This window comes from Azospirillum sp. Sh1, from assembly GCF_008365135.1.
GTDB lineage: Bacteria > Pseudomonadota > Alphaproteobacteria > Azospirillales > Azospirillaceae > Azospirillum > Azospirillum oryzae.
In genome coordinates, this window is sequence record NZ_VTTK01000006.1 from 60,746 (window position 1) to 76,857 (window position 16,112).

Annotated in this window: 15 protein-coding genes; 9 read left to right on the forward strand and 6 right to left on the reverse strand. The window is 70.4% G+C overall.

Annotation, left to right across the window (positions count from 1 at the left end):
• Positions 1–46 precede the first annotated feature (46 nt).
• From FZ029_RS08580 to pabB, 8 genes are all read left to right on the forward strand, one after another.
• Entirely contained in the window at positions 47–2,092 is a 2,046-nt protein-coding gene (locus FZ029_RS08580) for an NADH:flavin oxidoreductase (protein ID WP_149268876.1), read from the forward strand.
• Between the two features lie 51 nt (positions 2,093–2,143).
• Positions 2,144–4,081 carry a (Fe-S)-binding protein gene (locus FZ029_RS08585; RefSeq protein WP_149268877.1) on the forward strand — a complete coding sequence of 646 codons (1,938 nt, stop codon included), beginning with the start codon at positions 2,144–2,146 and terminating at the stop codon, positions 4,079–4,081.
• Entirely contained in the window at positions 4,078–5,310 is a 1,233-nt protein-coding gene (locus FZ029_RS08590) for an electron transfer flavoprotein subunit alpha/FixB family protein (RefSeq protein ID WP_149268878.1), read from the forward strand. Before FZ029_RS08585 ends, FZ029_RS08590 begins: the two co-directional genes overlap by 4 nt.
• A complete protein-coding gene (locus FZ029_RS08595; RefSeq protein ID WP_149268879.1) occupies positions 5,303–6,085 on the forward strand; it encodes an electron transfer flavoprotein subunit beta in 783 nt (260 codons plus the stop codon). Before FZ029_RS08590 ends, FZ029_RS08595 begins: the two co-directional genes overlap by 8 nt.
• A gap of 64 nt (positions 6,086–6,149) precedes the next feature.
• Positions 6,150–7,433, forward strand: a complete 1,284-nt coding sequence (gene proV, locus FZ029_RS08600) for a glycine betaine/L-proline ABC transporter ATP-binding protein ProV (protein ID WP_149268880.1) — start codon at positions 6,150–6,152, stop codon at positions 7,431–7,433.
• A gap of 3 nt (positions 7,434–7,436) precedes the next feature.
• Positions 7,437–8,321, forward strand: a complete 885-nt coding sequence (locus FZ029_RS08605; protein WP_149268881.1) for a proline/glycine betaine ABC transporter permease — start codon at positions 7,437–7,439, stop codon at positions 8,319–8,321.
• Entirely contained in the window at positions 8,318–9,022 is a 705-nt protein-coding gene (locus tag FZ029_RS08610) for a GNAT family N-acetyltransferase (protein WP_149268882.1), read from the forward strand. Before FZ029_RS08605 ends, FZ029_RS08610 begins: the two co-directional genes overlap by 4 nt.
• A 3-nt stretch (positions 9,023–9,025) precedes the next feature.
• On the forward strand, positions 9,026–10,477 hold the full coding sequence (gene pabB / locus FZ029_RS08615; RefSeq protein WP_149268883.1) for an aminodeoxychorismate synthase component I: 1,452 nt from the start codon (positions 9,026–9,028) through the stop codon (positions 10,475–10,477).
• A 9-nt stretch (positions 10,478–10,486) separates the two neighbouring features.
• On the opposite strand, the gene FZ029_RS08620 is transcribed toward pabB, so the two are convergent.
• From FZ029_RS08620 to FZ029_RS08630, 3 genes are read right to left on the reverse strand one after another with little or no spacing between them, the layout of a single operon-like run.
• Entirely contained in the window at positions 10,487–10,969 is a 483-nt protein-coding gene (locus FZ029_RS08620) for a GreA/GreB family elongation factor (protein ID WP_149268884.1), read from the reverse strand.
• Positions 10,970–10,979: 10 nt separating this feature from the next.
• Complete coding sequence (locus FZ029_RS08625; protein WP_149268885.1) at positions 10,980–12,014, reverse strand: hydantoinase/oxoprolinase family protein; 1,035 nt, start codon at positions 12,012–12,014, stop codon at positions 10,980–10,982.
• Positions 12,007–12,999 carry an ATP-grasp domain-containing protein gene (locus FZ029_RS08630; RefSeq protein ID WP_149268886.1) on the reverse strand — a complete coding sequence of 331 codons (993 nt, stop codon included), beginning with the start codon at positions 12,997–12,999 and terminating at the stop codon, positions 12,007–12,009. Before FZ029_RS08630 ends, FZ029_RS08625 begins: the two co-directional genes overlap by 8 nt.
• On the opposite strand from FZ029_RS08630, the gene FZ029_RS08635 reads away from it, so the two are divergent.
• Positions 12,998–13,726 carry a HisA/HisF-related TIM barrel protein gene (locus tag FZ029_RS08635; protein ID WP_149268887.1) on the forward strand — a complete coding sequence of 243 codons (729 nt, stop codon included), beginning with the start codon at positions 12,998–13,000 and terminating at the stop codon, positions 13,724–13,726. The genes FZ029_RS08630 and FZ029_RS08635 overlap by 2 nt on opposite strands.
• On the opposite strand, the gene fae is transcribed toward FZ029_RS08635, so the two are convergent.
• The 3 genes from fae to FZ029_RS08650 are packed head-to-tail and all read right to left on the reverse strand — an operon-like array spanning position 13,705 to position 16,102.
• Positions 13,705–14,193 carry a formaldehyde-activating enzyme gene (fae, locus tag FZ029_RS08640; RefSeq protein WP_247892212.1) on the reverse strand — a complete coding sequence of 163 codons (489 nt, stop codon included), beginning with the start codon at positions 14,191–14,193 and terminating at the stop codon, positions 13,705–13,707. The two genes, FZ029_RS08635 and fae, sit on opposite strands and share 22 nt — an antisense overlap.
• Entirely contained in the window at positions 14,088–15,188 is a 1,101-nt protein-coding gene (locus FZ029_RS33560) for a triphosphoribosyl-dephospho-CoA synthase (RefSeq protein ID WP_247892213.1), read from the reverse strand. The genes fae and FZ029_RS33560 overlap by 106 nt, the downstream gene beginning before the upstream one ends.
• Positions 15,185–16,102, reverse strand: coding sequence for a RimK family alpha-L-glutamate ligase (locus FZ029_RS08650; RefSeq protein WP_149268889.1), 918 nt, complete (start codon positions 16,100–16,102; stop codon positions 15,185–15,187). Before FZ029_RS08650 ends, FZ029_RS33560 begins: the two co-directional genes overlap by 4 nt.
• Positions 16,103–16,112: the final 10 nt, after the last annotated feature.

Consider the following 16,112-nt stretch of genomic DNA (forward strand, 5'->3'; position numbering starts at 1 on the left):
CGATGGTGAATTCTTGGCAGGCTCAATACTGGGGATCGTTCCTGCCATGTCCTCACCCGCCGAAGCCCTTCTGAAGCCTCTGCAGATCAAGCATTTGACGATCCGTAACCGCGTGATGAGCACCAGCCACGCGCCGGGTTACGGTTCCGAAGGCAAGCCGAAGGAACGCTACCAGCTCTATCACGAGGAAAAGGCCAAAGGCGGCATCGGCCTGACGATGTTCGGCGGCTCCTCCTCCGTCGCGGTGGACAGCCCGGCGGCGCCGTGGAACCAGATTTCCGTCGCCGACGACAGCGTCATTCCCTTCTTCCGCGAATTCTCCGACCGGGTGCACCGCCATGGCGCGGCGCTGATGATCCAGTTGACCCACATGGGCCGGCGCACCCGATGGGACACCGAGAACTGGCTGCCCACCGTCTCCGCCTCGGCCACCCGCGAACCGGCGCACCGCAACACGCCGAAGGAGATGGAGGATTTCGACTTCAAGCGGATCATCGCCGACTATGCCGCCGCCGCCCGCCGCTGCAAGGAAGGCGGGCTGGACGGCTTCGAGCTGTCGGCCGCCCACGGCCACCTGATCGACCAGTTCTGGAGCCCCTCGGTCAACCGGCGCACCGACAAGTACGGCGGCAGCCTGGAAAACCGCATGCGCTTCGGCATCGAGGTGTTCGAGGCGATCCGCGCCGAGGTCGGCGACGACTACATCGTCGGCATGCGCATGTCGGGCGACGAGCTGATCGACGACGGGCTCAGCCACGAGGACTGCATCGCCATCGCCCGCACCTACGCGGAACGCGGGCTGATCGATTTCGTCAACGTGCTGGGCGGACAGGCGCGCGATCATCTGGCGCACGCCATCTCGCTGCCCAACATGTCCTTCCCGGTTGCCCCCTTCCTGCATCTGGCCAGCGGCATCAAACGCGAGGCGGGCATCCCCGTCTTCCACGCGCAGCGCGTGACCGACCTCGCCACCGCCGCCCGCGCGGTGGAGGAAGGCCATGTCGACATGGTCGCCATGACCCGCGCCCACATCGCCGACCCGCATCTGGTGCGCAAGCTGATGGAAGGGCGGCTGGACGACGTGCGGCAGTGCGTCGGCGCCGGCTATTGCATCGACCGCATCTATGTCGGCGGCGACGCGCTGTGCATCCAGAACGCCGCGACGGGGCGCGAAAGCACCATGCCGCATGTGATCCCGAAGGCGGAACGCAAGCGCCGCGTTGTCGTGGTCGGCGGTGGTCCCGGCGGCCTGGAAGCCGCCCGCGTCTGCGCCGAGCGCGGCCATTCGGTCGTGCTGCTCGAACGCAACACCGCGCCTGGCGGCCAGATCGGCATCGCCGCCAAGGCGACCTGGCGCGAGGCGATGAGCGGCATCACCCGCTGGCTGTCGCAGCAGGTCACCAAGCTGGGCGTCGATGTCCGCCTTGGGGTGGAGGCCGACCGCGCGACCGTCGAGGCCGAGACACCCGACGTGGTGATCCTCGCCACCGGCGGCCGCCCCAACCGCGGCGATTTCAAGGGCGCCGATCTGGCGGTGTCGACTTGGGACATCCTGACCGGCGCGGTCGAGCCGACCGGAACCGTCCTGATGTATGACGGCACCGGCCAGCATCACGGCGCGTCCTGCGCCGAATTCATGGCCAAGCGCGGCGCGCTGGTGGAGATCGCCACCCCCGACCGCATGGTCGCGGAAGAGGTCGGCACCACCAACCAGCCGATCCACCTGCGGGAGCTGTACAAGCTGAACGTGGTGATGACCACCAACCACCAGCTCGTGGAGATCTACCAGGAGGGCAACCGCCGCGTCGCCGTCCTGCGCAACGAATACACCCACGAGGAGGAGGAGCGGCTGGTCGACCAGATCGTGGTGGAGTTGGGCACCCTGCCCAACGACGGCCTCTATTTCGATCTGAAGGACCACTCGCTGAACCACGGCCAGACCGATCTCGACAGCCTGATCGCCGGCCGGCCGCAGCCGGTGCAGGCCAACGGCCATGGCGGCTACACGCTGCACCGCATCGGCGACGCGGTGGCCGGCCGCAACATCCATGCCGCCATCTACGACGCGGCGCGTCTCTGCAAGGACATCTGACACCCCCACCCCCGCCCAGTGCCTCCAGCCAAGCGACAGGAGCCGTCCGACGTGATCGCCACCGCTCTTACCACCGTCGTCCTTGCCGTCCTCGCCATCGGCGCGGCATTGGCCGCCTGGCAGTCACGGCGTTGGCTGGCCGGCCGGCCGGCGGAGGTCGGTGTGGTCGCCGGACTGCGCGCCCTGCCCGGCCGCTATCTGGTCGATGTCCACCATGTGGTGGGGCGGACGCCGTTCAATGCCCGCTTCCACGCGCTGGTGGCCGGCGGCTTCCTTGCGGCGGTCGTGCTGCTGGTGGCGATGGGCGTCGGCATCGCTGGTTCCTGGGCCGGATCGCGCATCGTCTGGCTGCTGCTGGCCGTGGTGCTGGCGGCGATGCTGGCGGGAGCGCTGATGGTCCGGCATCGCCGCCGGGTGGTCCGCCCGCGCGAGCTGTCGCAGGGCCGCTTCGCCCGCCTTCCGCTGTCGCTTCTGGGATTCTCCGGCTGCCTGCTGGTGGTGTCCCTCGACCAGTCGCTGGGCGGCGTGATGCCGGAGGCGCTGGCCCTGATCCTGGTCGCGATCGCCGGGCTGGCGATGGCCGATCTGGTGTGGGGGGTGTGGAAGGGGCCGCTGAAGCACGCGGTGCATGGGGCGCTGCATCTGGCCTTCCACCCGCGCCCGGCCCGCTTCCACGACGGCAAGGGGCGCGACACCGGGCTGAAGCCGCTGCTGCTCGCGCCGTCGGAGGATGCCGGCACCGTCGAGCCGGGCACTCTGGGTGTGGAGCGTCCAGTCGACTTCGCCTGGAACCGGCTGCTCGGCTTCGACGCCTGCGTCCAGTGCGGGCGATGCGAGACGGCCTGCCCCGCCTATGCCGCCGGTCTGCCGCTGAACCCGAAGAAGCTGGTGCAGGATTTCGTCGCCGCCATGGAGGCCGAGGCCAGCGACGCCGCCTATGCCGGCAACCCCCATCCCGGCCGCGGCGTGGGCAAGGCCCATGGCGGCGCGGCTCTGCCGCTGATCGGGCCGGATGCGATGATCCATCCCGACACGCTGTGGTCCTGCACCACCTGCCGCGCCTGCGTGCAGGAATGCCCGATGATGATCGAGCATGTGGACGCCGTCGTCGACCTCCGCCGCTTCCAGACGCTGGAGCTGGGCGCCACCCCCGGCAAGGCCGCCGTCATGTTGGAGGAGCTGCGCGCCACCGACAATCCCGGCGGCCGTGCGCTCTCCCGGCGCTGGGACTGGGCGTCCGACCTGTCGCTGCCACGGCTGCCGGCCGGCGGGTCCTGCGACACGCTGCTGTGGGTCGGCGACGGTGCCTTCGACCTGCGGGTCCAGCGCTCGCTACGGGCGCTCGTCCTGCTGCTGCGCCGCGCCGGGGTGGACTTCGCCGTGCTTGGCGACGAGGAGCTGGATTGCGGCGACGTCGCCCGCCGGCTGGGCGACGAAGCGACCTTCCAGTCGCTGGCGACCCGCAACGTGGCGACCCTGAACGCCCGCCGCTTCAACCGCATCGCCACCGCCGATCCGCACGCGCTGCACACGCTGCGCAACGAATATCCGGCCTTCGGCGGCAGTTGGACCGTCGTCCATCACACCGCCCTGCTGCTGGAGCTGATCACCACTGGCGCTCTGACCGTGACCAAGCCGGTCGGGCGCAGCGTCACCTTCCACGACCCCTGCTATCTCGGCCGCTACAATGGCGAGATCGAGGCGCCGCGCGCCCTGCTGGATGCCATCGGCGTCGAACGCCGGGAAATGCTGCGTTCCGGCCTGCGGTCGAGCTGTTGCGGTGGCGGCGGCGGCGCCCCGCTGACCGACGTGTCGGGAGAACGCCGCATTCCCGACGTCCGCATGGAGCATGTCCGGGAAACCGGCGCCTCGCTGGTCGCCGTCGCCTGCCCCAACTGCGCCCTGATGCTGGAAGGCGTCGTCGGTCCCCGGCCGGAGGTGGCGGAGATCGCCGAACTGGTGCTCGCCGCGACGGAGACCGCCCGATGACCCATCCCTCGCCAATCCGCCGCCGTGTCGATCCCCGCGCCGAGCGCGCAGCCCGCACGATCCTGACCGGCCAGCGTCCGCGCCTGCTGCGCCAGCCGGTCGCCGTCGCAGTCAACGAGCGCCGCCGCGACCCGCGCGCCCTTCGGGCTGCCGCATTGGTCCAGATTCAGCCGCGCCCGCGCTATGACTGGGCCCGCGACGCGGCCTCGGCCGGCGCTGCCGCGGCTGTGGGGATCGCCGTTTCCGCCACGCCCGCAATCCCGCTGCAGGTGATCGCCGAGCCGGCCTACCTGATCCTCGCCATGCTCGACCGCCCCGGCGGCGAGGTCAGCGAGCATGACCGGCAGGTGATCGCCGCCGCCCGCCTGCTGGCCGATGCCGGCGGCGGTGCCGTGGTGACCGTCTCCACCGGTTCGGGACAGGCGCTGACCGAGGCCGGATCCGACCGCCATGTCGCCCTGCCGGACGGCTGGGCCGACGACTACGTGCCGGAACGGCGCGCCGCCGCCGCTTCGGCGCTGATGGAGGCGCTGTCTCCCCGCCACATCCTGTTCCCGGACAGCCCGGACGGCGGCGACGTGGCGCGGCGGGTCGCGGCGGCGGCAGGAGAGCGGCTGTTCGCCGGCGTGCAGAGCCTCGGCCCCGAACGGGCGACCCGCCAGTCGGCCGGCGGATCGCTGGAAACCGGACACCGCCCCACCCGGCTGATGACGGTCGCGGTGGACGCCTTCGCCCCGCTCGACGGCGTGCGGCACGAGGCCCGGCCGCTGGACCTCGCCGCTCCGCTGACAGCCGCGGAACAGCTTCCGCCCCGCCTGGGCGGCGTCCGCCGGCTGGCCGTCGATCCCGACGCCCTGTCGCTGTCGGAGACCGACTTCATCCTCAGCGCCGGCAATGGCGTGACCGACTGGGGGAGCTTCGCCGAGCTGGGCGAGGCGCTGGGTGCCACCCGCGCCGGCAGCCGCGTGGTCTGCGATGCCGGCCATCTGCCGCGCGAACGGCAGGTCGGCGCCTCCGGCACGGTGGTCAGCGCCCGCTGCTACCTCGCCTTCGGTATTGCCGGCGCGCCGCAGCACCTTCAGGGCATCACCGGCGTCAAGCATGTCATCGCCGTCAACACCGACCTCCACGCCGAAATGATCAAGCGGGCCGACCTGTCCATCGTCGCCGATGCGCAGGCCGTCATGCCCGCCCTGATCCGGCTCATCCGGGAGCGCCGCCATGCTTGATGTCGCCGTCCTGCTGTCCATCGGCCGCCATCCGGTTTCCGGCCGCGCCCGTCGTGCCGCCACCGATGCGCAGGCACTGGAGATGGCGCTGGCGCTCCGCCCGCGGCGGTTGACGGCGATCCATGCCGGCCCGGCCACCGACGGCGAGGCGCTGCGCGCGTATCTCGGCATGGGGCTGGAACGGCTGACTCATCTGGTCCTGCCGGAGGGGGCCGATCCCGTCGAACCGCTGATCGCCCATCTGCGCCGGTTCGACCCGTCGCTGGTCCTGACCGGACGGCAGGCGGAGGATGGCGAGGGCAGCGGCATGCTGCCTTATCTGATCGCCCGCGGCCTCGATGCCGCCGTCGTTCCCGATGTGGTGCGGATCGGCCCTGCCGTTGCACCGGACTCCATTCCGGGCGCGGCGGACCTCGTTCAGGCGCTGCCGCGCGGACAGCGGCGGGCATTGACCGCCACCGGCCGTTTTGTGGCGACCATCCATCCCTCCGCCCCGCCCGCCCGCGCCTCGGCCTATGGCCCGGCCAGGCGGGGCGTCATCGAGCCGGTGGCGGCCCAGGCGACCGCCGACCTCTTCCTGTCGGACTGTGAGCATCGTCCATGGCGGCCAAAGCCCAAGCTGATGCGTGTGAAGCGCGGCGGCTCGGCGCTGGACCGGCTGAAGGCGGCGACCGAGAGCAAGAGCGGAAAAGGCCAAATGCTGGTCAACCCGACACCTGAAGCGGGAGCGCTGGCCATTTACGACAGCCTAGTCGAACAGGGAATGCTTCCATGAACATGCACCACGATCCTCTCAGTCCCACGGGTCACGCCGTCGCGCAATCAGGGGGGGCCTGTCGATGAACACGATGATGCGAAGCGCGGTTTCGGTCGGTGGACCGGCCAGCCTGGGCTTTCCCCGCGGAGCCGCCAGGACGAGCATCGGCGACGACGCGGCGGTTCGCCTGGAGGTGCGGAACGTCTACAAGGTCTTCGCCGCCGATCCAAAGCCCGCCCTGTCGATGCTGCGCCAGGGCGCCAGCAAGGCAGAGGTCCTGGAAAAGCTGAACGTCAATGTCGGCGTGCTGGATGCCAGCTTTCAGGTCCGCGCCGGCGAGATCTTCGTCATCATGGGGCTGTCGGGATCCGGCAAATCCACCATGATCCGCCTGCTGAACCGGCTGATCGAACCCAGCAGCGGCGAGATCCTGCTCGACGGCAAGGATCTGGTCAGCATGTCCAAGGCGGATCTGATCCAGGCCCGCCGCCGCAACATGGGGATGGTCTTCCAGTCCTTCGCCCTGATGCCGCACTTGAGCGCGCTGGACAACGCCGCCTTCGGCCTTGAAATCTCCGGTGTGTCCAAGGCCGAGCGCCACAAGGCGGCGCAGCAGGCGCTGGAGCAGGTGGGGCTTGGCACCTACGCCAGCCGCTACCCGCGCGAGATGTCCGGCGGCATGCAGCAGCGCGTCGGCCTCGCCCGCGCGCTGGCCAACGATCCCACCATCCTGCTGATGGACGAGGCCTTCTCCGCCCTCGATCCGCTGATCCGCACCGAAATGCAGGACGAACTGCTGCGCCTGCAGCGCGAGCAGCAGCGCACCATCGTCTTCATCTCCCACGACCTGGACGAGGCGATGCGCATCGGCGACCGCATCGCCATCATGGAAGGCGGCCGCATCGTACAGGTCGGCACGCCCTATGAAATCCTCAGCCGCCCGGCCGACGACTACGTCCGCTCCTTCTTCCGCAACGTCGATGCCTCCAAGGTGCTGCGGGCCGGCGACGTGGCACGCTACGAGGCGACCAACACGGTCATCCGCCTGCCCGGCGAACTGGCCCCCGCCCTGCAGCAGCTGCGCGAGAACCACCACAACTTCGGCTATGTGCGCACCCAGGACGGACGCTTCGAAGGCGTCGTTTCGCAGACGACGCTGGAACGCGAACTGAAGGGGCCGCAGCCGCGCTTCATCAACGCCTTCCTGCCCGACGTCCGCACGGTCAACGCCGCGACGCCCGTCCACGCCCTGCTCGCCCTCGTCGCCGACACCGAATGGCCGGTGCCCGTCGTCGACGACGACCACAACTTCCTCGGCGCCATTTCACGCGCCCTCATGCTCCACACCTTGGTTCGGGGGGATTGACCGATGGATTCCGAAATCAGAATCGGCAAGTGGGTCGAGGAGCTGGTCAGCTTCATGCTCGACCATTTCCAATCGACGTTCGACGCGATTGCGACGGTGGTGAACGGCTTCGGCGGCGCCATCGACTATGTGCTGGTCGGGGCGCCGGCCTGGCTGCTGATCGGGCTCATCGTCGCCATCTCCCTCTGGCGCGTCGGCGTCGGCTTCGCCGTCTTCACGGTCGCCGCCCTGCTGCTGATCGCCGGCATGGGGCTGTGGACGGAGACCGCCTCCACCCTGGGTCTGGTGCTGACCGCCACCCTGCTCAGCCTGCTGGTCGGCGTGCCGCTGGGCGTCTGGATGGCGCGCAGCCGGGTGGTCGAAAGCATCGTCCGCACCACGCTGGACTTCATGCAGACCATGCCGGCCTTCGTCTATCTGATCCCCGCCGTGATGTTCTTCGGCCTGGGCCGGGTGCCGGGCATTCTCGCCACCGTGATCTTCGCCATGCCGCCGGCGGTGCGCCTGACCTCGCTGGGCATCCAGCAGGTGCCGGCCGAAATCGTCGAGGCCGGAAAGGCCTTCGGCTGCCATGACCGCCAGCTTCTGTTCAAGGTGCAGTTGCCGAACGCCCTGCCCTCGATCATGGCGGGCGTGAACCAGACCATGATGATGGCGCTGTCGATGATCGTCATCGCCTCCATGATCGGCGCCGGCGGCCTGGGCAACGTGGTGCTGCAGGGCATCCAGCGTCTGGACATCGCGCTCGGCTTCGAAAGCGGCCTCAGCGTCGTGCTGCTGGCGATCGTTCTCGACCGCATCACGCAGAGCTTCGGCCGGACCGCTTCCGTGCCACGCCCGGCACGCTTCGCGTTCCTGCGGCGGTTCCTGCCGGTGCCGGCGCGGTGAGCGCAGGGGCTCTTCCGGAAGGGGGCTTCGCCGCCGCTCTTCCGGCGCGGCCCGTGCCGCCCCACGGGCCGCGGCTGCAGGGTGACAATGGGGGCGGCCTACGGGTGGAGCGGCTGACCGGCGCCGCCCTGGCCGACCGGGTAGAGGAGTTGGCGGTCCTGCGTCTGGCGGTGCTGGGCGAGTTCCCCTATCTCTATTCCGGTTCGGCCGCGTACGAGGAACGCTATCTGTCCGATCTTGCCGGTCTGCCGGGCGGGCTCATCCTGGCTGCCTTCGAGCGCAACCGCATGGTCGCGGCCGTCACCGGCGCACCGCTCGACCAGGAGCTGGACGCCTTGCGCGACCCATTCACCCATGCAGGCTGCGACCCGCGCTCGATCTTCTATTTCGGCGAGGTGGTGGTCCTTCCCTCCCATCGCGGGCGCGGGATCGGGACCGCCCTGTTGGAAATCGGCGAATCCCACATACACGCAACCGGTCGCTTCGCGTCCATTGCCTTCGGCGAGATCGTGCGATCCATCGACCATCCCCGCCGCCCGAATGCGTACCGGACGCCCGATGCCGCGTGGCGGCGGCTGGGCTACAGGCTGGAGCCCGAGATCGGCGGAACCCTGTCCTGGTGCGACGCCTGCGACCGGGAGGAGACCGCCAAACCCCTTCGCTTCTGGGTCAAGTCCCTCGCCACCAGCATCGGAGCATGACGCATGCCGCAGGACGGCCTGGTCTTCGATATTCCGGCCGGGGAGAGGGCGGGCGACGGGTGTCCGCTGGTGATCCGCGAGATTCCCTACCGCGATCCGGTCGCCGCCTTCGCTCCCTGGTCCGGCCAGCCATTCGCCACCCTTCTGCACAGCGCCGCGGAAGGTGGCGGCCGGGGCCGGTGGAGCATCGTCGCCGTTGAGCCCTTCCGCACCATCGAGGCGCGCGGCGGCTCCGTCACGGTGGACGGCCATGCGTTTGCCGGCGATCCCTTCACGGTGCTGGAGCAGCAGGTGGATGCCCACCGACTGACCATTCCCGCCGACCTGCCCGTTCCCTTCGCCGGCGGTGCCGTCGGCTTCCTCGGTTATGAGCTGGGACAGGTGCTGGAGCGGCTGCCGGCGCGCCATGGCGACGACACCGGCCTGCCCGACTTGGCCTTTGGGCTCTACGACACCGTCATCGTCTTCGATGAACTGGAACGGCGCGGCTGGATCCTGTCCAGCGGCTTTCCCGAGAGTGGCCCGGTCGGGCGCCGCCTCCGCGCTGCCAACCGTCTGCAATCAATTGCCGAGCGCCTGGAAGCGGCGCCCACCGTCCTGCCGCCGCCCCACACCGCGACCACGTCCTGGCAGCCGGAGATCGCGCGGGACGATTATTGCCGGCGGGTGGAGCGGGTGCTGGAGTACATCCGCGCGGGCGACATCTTCCAGGCCAACTTCACCGGGCGCTTCCTGGCCGACCGGCCGGCCGGGCTGTCTGTATTCGACCTGTACCGCCGCCTGCTGGCGCTCAGCCCCGCCCCCTTCGCGGCCTGCCTGACGCTGCCCGGCGGGTACGGTCTCGCCAGCGCCTCGCCCGAGCGCTTCATCCGACTCCATGCCGACGGCCGCATGGAAACCCGCCCGATCAAGGGCACCCGCCCGCGCGGCGCCAATGCGGAGGAAGACGACGCCCTGGCCGAAGAGCTTGAGCACAGCGTCAAGGACCGGGCCGAGAACCTGATGATCACCGATCTGCTGCGCAACGACATCGGCCGCGTGGCGCGCATCGGCAGCGTCAAGGTGCCGGTCCTGTGCGGGGTGGAGCGCTTCGCCTCCGTCCACCATCTGGTGTCGGTGATCGAGGGGCAATTGAAGCCGTGGCTGGGTCCGGTCGATTTGCTGCGCGCCACCTTCCCCGGCGGATCCATCACCGGCGCGCCCAAGATCCGCGCCATGGAGATCATCGACGAGTTGGAGGTCTCACGGCGCGGCGCCTATTGCGGGTCGGTCGCCTGGATCGGGTTCGACGGGGCGATGGACAGCAGCATCGTCATCCGCACCCTGACCGTCACGCCCGACCGCGTCATCGCCCAGGCCGGCGGCGGCATCGTCGCCGATTCCGATCCCGGCCGCGAGCATGACGAGATGATGGTGAAGATCGGCCCGCAGCTGCGGGCGCTGGATGGCGGGTGAGGACCAGGATCAGGACGCCGACACCGAACGAAGGGTAAGCGACAGCGGGCCGTTCCGGCGTGGCCATTCGACCACGTCCCCGGCCCGTCCACCCATCAGCGCCTCGCCCAACGGGGATTGCCAACTGATCCGGCCGGCGGCGGGATCGGCCTCCTCGCCGCCCACCAGCGTGAATGTCCATCGGCGCCCGTTCTCATCCTCGGCGACGACGACGGAGCCGAAGCCGGCCTCCTCCACCGAGCCGGCCGGACGCACCACCACGGCGGCGGCCAGTCGGGCGCGGAGCAGGTCGGCGCGCCGCTTGGCGCTGCTCATCGCCTGCCGGTCCTCCGGCGCCTCGGAGCCGCGCAGTTGTGCAATCTCGGCATCGGCCGCGGCAAGCTCCTCCTGCCAGGCGGCGACGGTGGCGGCGGACACGTGCAGGGGACCGTTGATCTGCGGCAGCGGCCCCTCGGTTTCAGCGTCACTTTCCTTGACGAAGGCGCGGCTCATGTCGGCGCCCTCACCCGAGCAACGCCATGGCGGCGGCGGGGGCACAACTGGCGACCCAGTCCTGACCGGGAGCACCCACCACATCGCAGAATTCCCGATAGGGACGGCCCAGCCGGACGGCCACCTCCTTCACGACGGCACGCCCGACGCCGGCCCCGACCACGGTCGCATCGACGGGCAGGAGCGGCACACCAACCGACAGCACGCGGCAGGCGGCATCGTGGATGCGGCGCAGCTGGCGTTCGGTCAGATCGGCGGCCATCGCCCGCCACACCGCCGGATCGTAATCGCCGGCATCATGCCCGACCATGCGGGCCAGACGGCGCAGGCTGGCCTCGACCGTCTTCGCCCCGTTGTCGGCGGCGGGATGCTGGTCCGCGGCCTCGTCCAGCCGGCCCAGCACGCGGTAGAGGTCGGCGCTGGTGGCGAAATATTCGGCCATCATCGGCAGGCGCTCGCCGGCGACCAGCGCGGTGCGCTCCATCGCCATCACCGCCGTGCGGGTCAATCCGGTATAGACCAGTTCCTCCACCGCCATCCGCTCGTGATCGGTGACGCCGCGCGCCACCACGGCGCCGTCCCGCACCGGCACGATGTCGGTGGTGGTGCTGCCCATGTCAATCAGCAGCGCCGCCGGCAGGCACCGGGCAACCACCGCGGCGGTCGCCATCCAGTTGGCGGAGGCGACATCCATCACCTGTCCTCGCGCCTCCGGCGGCGACAGCAGCCCGCGCCGGCCGGCATAGACGCGCAGCCGCCCCTGCGGCAGGGCAGCAGCCATCCGGTCGATCAGCGCGTGCACGCCCTGGGCGCGGTCGTCGAACAGGTCGACCAGTTCGCCGGTCATCGTCACCACATGGTCGGCATCGGCCGGCAGGCGGTCCAGCACCGTGGTCAGCGCCGCATCCAGCTCTCCCATCCCCTGCCAAAGCCGGCAAGGCACCTGCACAGCGTCACGCAGCTGGCCATCCACCGCCCAGGCGGCCTTCAGGTGGGCGCCGCCGATGTCCCAGCCGATCACGGTCGAACCATGGATGTCAGGCATGTGCGTCCTCCCGGCCGGTGTCGGCCGATCTCGGTTTGAACAGAGTCAGGATGTCGCCCGCCGGATTCCAGCCCAACGCCCGCGACAACCCGGAATAACCGACGGACAGTCGCGGGTTCACCTCCACAACCACCGTGCCATCCCACTCTGTGCCAATCGGCCGGTCGATGAGGTCGACGGCGACATAGCCGCGCAGGCCCGGAATCGCGGCGGCGATGGCGCGGGCCAGCGGCTCCCAGGCGGCGCGGCGGTGCTCCATCGCCCCGACCTCCACGCCATGGAAGGAGAAGCGGCCGTTCCCGCGCTCCACCGTCTGACGATTGCAGCCGAGCAGCCGCACCCCGCCGGCATCGTCGACCAGCATGGACAGGCTGCACGCCTCGCCCTCGACCAGCGGCTGGACGATCCAGCGGCCGGCATGCGGCGGCGTCCAGGCGGCGATGTCGTCGACGATGAAGGTGTCGAGGCAACCGGCGCCGTCGTCCGGCTTCACCACATGGCGGGCGGCGGGCGGCGGCGGCGCGCCTAAGGGAACGGTGGGAATGGCCGCGATGCCGTGGGTGGCCAGCCAGGCCGCCGTCGCCGTCTTCGAAGACGCAAGAGCGATGGCCTCGGGGGCGCAGGCGACCACCGGCCGGCCGGTGTCGCGGAAAAGAGCGGCGACGTGGCCCAGCAGCCCGTCGCTTTCCGGCGCGATTGGCCAGACCACGTCGCACAGGGCGGCGGCATCGCGCCAGCGCGCCTCATGATCCTCGCCAGGCGCCACCGGGAACAGGGCGACCCGGTCGGCCGGGAAGGACGGCGGGGGAAGGCGGTTGTCCCAGCACAGCGTGACGTGTATTCCATCCAGCGCGACCAGATCGCCGACCAGGGCCGCGACCATCGCGTTGGCCTCATCCATCAGGTCCGTCGGAAGCGGCCCGTTGCACAGCGCGCCGCCAGTGACATACTCGCAGACCAGAACCCGACGAAGGCTGTTCTCCATGGACATCGTTCCCGTCATCGACCTGCTGGGCGAGCAGGTGGTTCATGCCAAGCGGGGGGAGCGCGACCGCTACCGCCCCATCGAAAGCGCGCTGACCGCAGGATCGGCACCACAGGATATCGTGGCCGCGCTGCTGACGCTGCAACCCTTCCGCGCCTGCTATGTCGCCGATCTCGACGCGATCAGGGGAAATGGCGACCATCGCTCCGCCGTCGCGGCGCTGCAGGACCGCTGGCCGGAGGTGGCGTTCTGGGTCGATGCCGGGCTGGCGACGCCCGACGACTGCCGCCGCTGGCTCGACGCCGGGATCCGCCATCTGGTGATCGGCAGCGAAAGCCAGACGGACGGCGCGACGCTGGACGCGGCGCTGGCGCTGGCCGGAGAGGACCGGGTGGCGCTGTCGCTTGACGTCCGGCAGGGAGTGCCGCTGGGACCGGCGGCGCTGCACGAGGATGCCGGCCGCTGGCCCGCGCGGGTGATCGCCATGACGCTGGACCGGGTCGGTTCAGGCGAGGGGCCGGATCTGGACCGGATCGCCACGCTGGCGGCCCGACGCCCGGGGGTTCGGGTATGGGGGGCCGGCGGCGTGCGGAACGCGGCGGATTTGGATGCGCTGGCCACGCACGGCACCGATGCCGTGCTGGTGGCCAGCGCGCTCCACGACCGGCGCCTGGACGCCGGGACGCTCGCCCGCTTCGCTTCCGGTCAGTTGGCGGCGAACGGGTGAACCGCGGCGGCCATGCCGTCCAGCATCTCCTGGGCGGTCGGGCTGCCGGCGATCGCACGCTTCAGCGCCAGCTTGGTGGCTTCGTGGTTGTAGTCCTGGATCTTGCGGTCGTCCTCCGCCTGCCAGTGGATGAAGACGCCGACGGAGATGAACAGGTCGTCGGCCTCGTCCGCCGGGATGGTGCCGTCCTCGACGCATTCGGCGACGGCCAGGGCGACGGCGCGCTGGGCCGGGCCGAACATCTGCACCGCCTGCTTGGCGTTCTTGATCGTCACCTTGTTGAACATGACGGTGGAGGGCTTGACCATCAGGTTCGGCGCCAGCACGGCCAGCAGGCCGTTCACGCCTTCCTTCTGGTTGGTCAGGGTCTGGCAGAAGGCGGTCTCGGCGGCACTGCCGCGCGGACCGATGATGAGATCGATGTGAGCGACTTCGTTGCCGTCGCCCACCAGAGCTTCGCCGACCATAACCTTGTCGATCTTAGGCATTGCGCATCCCCTACGCTGGTTGGTTTGATAAGGCTCCGCCGGTTGTCGCCCGGCGGCCACGGTCCGGCGGGCAACTCGCCAGCCAGCCGAAGCACGAACAGGCAGGCCACCGTCAGGTCGGCGGACGTGCCCGGATTGAGGCCGCGACGCTTCAGCGCGCGGTCGAAAGCGAGAAGGCGGCGGGCCGCTCCGGCCTGATGGCCCGAATGGCCTCCGAAAGCGGGATTGACGACAAGGCGCCGTTCCAACCGGAAGGCCTGGTCCCGCACCCGTTCCGCCACCGCCGCGCCATGCTTGCGGGCGATGTGTGTGTCGGGGTGCAGCGCCATGAAGCCCAGATGGATGGCGCTCGCCGCCTCCGCCGCACCGGCGCCGCGACGCAGCGCCGAACGGCCGCGGGCCACGCCGAAGGTGAAGACGTCGGCGAAGGCGGTGGCGTATTGCCGGGCAATCAGGTCGCGGTCCGCGGCGGCAGCCATGGCAGCCCGCAGATCGACGCGGGGAGCCTCGGCGACGTCATGCTGCGGGGTCTCTCCCAGCCCGGCGGGCAGCGCCAGGCGGATGGCCGCGAACGCGTCGGCGGCGTCGATGACGCTCAGCGTGTCGAGCACCCGCGCGAGCCTCATCCGCAGCGGCTCGCCCTTATCGCGACACAGCGCCGCGGCGGCGAGCGGCGCCAGCAGCAGCACGATCCCGAGATTGGTGTTGCAGCCGGCGACAGTCCGCGTCGCCTCCACCGCATGCAGGATCGCCTCCCCCACCCGGCGGCCCGGCGTGGCGAGGATCGGGGCGATGGCGGCGGCGCTGTCCAGGAACTGAGGCACGCTCATGCCATGGCCTTCGGCATGGATGTGGACATTGCCGGGCTTCAACGCCATCAGCTCCAGACGGCAGGCGGTGAACACCGCCTCCTCCACCAGGGCCCGGCAATCCTGTCCCGATATTGATCCGGGAGTGGGCAGCAGGGTGCTCATCCCGCCCTCCGCGCGTCTGCCGACGCAGGCGAGGCGGCGGCCAGGCGGGCCAGGACCAGATCGGCCAGCGCCTGCGCCACGTCCGCCGGCGCCACCGCCTGCAGGCCGCGCCATGCCGGCATGCTGTTGACCTCCAGCACCAGGAACCGGCCGTCGGGGGCGCGGATCACGTCCACCCCGGCATAATCGGCGCCGACGGCGGCGGCGGCGGCCAGCGCCAGATCGCCCAGCACGCCGGCCGGACTGGCAGGATGGCAGCGGGCGCCCTGCTTGACGTTGGTGATCCAGTGGTCGCCCTGACGGACCATGGCGGCCAGCGGACGTCCGTCCACCACGAAGACGCGCCAGTCGAACCAGCCGCCATCCGCCGCGCCAACATACTCCTGCAGGTGGTAGACGCCGGCGACCTCGGCGGGGTCCGGCAGAGCCATGCCGGGATCGAGCCGACGCAGCCCCTTGCCCTGCGACCCGAACAGCGGCTTCAGCACCGCCGACCGGCCCTCGGCATGGAGAGCGGCGAGGATGGCGGACGCCTGGACGGGATCGGCGACCGTCCAGGTCCGCGGGGTCGGCACGCGAGCGGCGGCCAGCCGAAAGGCGGTGGCGCTCTTGTCGACGCAGCGTTCGATGGCCGCCGGATTGTTGGCGACCGGCACCCCGCCATGGCTCAGCGCATGCAGCACGCCCAGCCGCAGCGTCACCTGTTCGAAACTGCCGGCGGAAATGGTGCGGACCAAGCAGGCATCGGGCAGCCCGCCGTCGAAGCCTGCAATCATCGGCCCCTCCGGACCGAAACCGCAGGCGCTGAGCGACACCGGGACCGCTGTCGCGCCACGCCGGGCGAAGGCGGCGGTCAGCCTCCGGGTGTGCCAGTCGGCGCCATCCACGAAGATAGCGATGCGGGTCCGTCCCATCGTCCGGCCC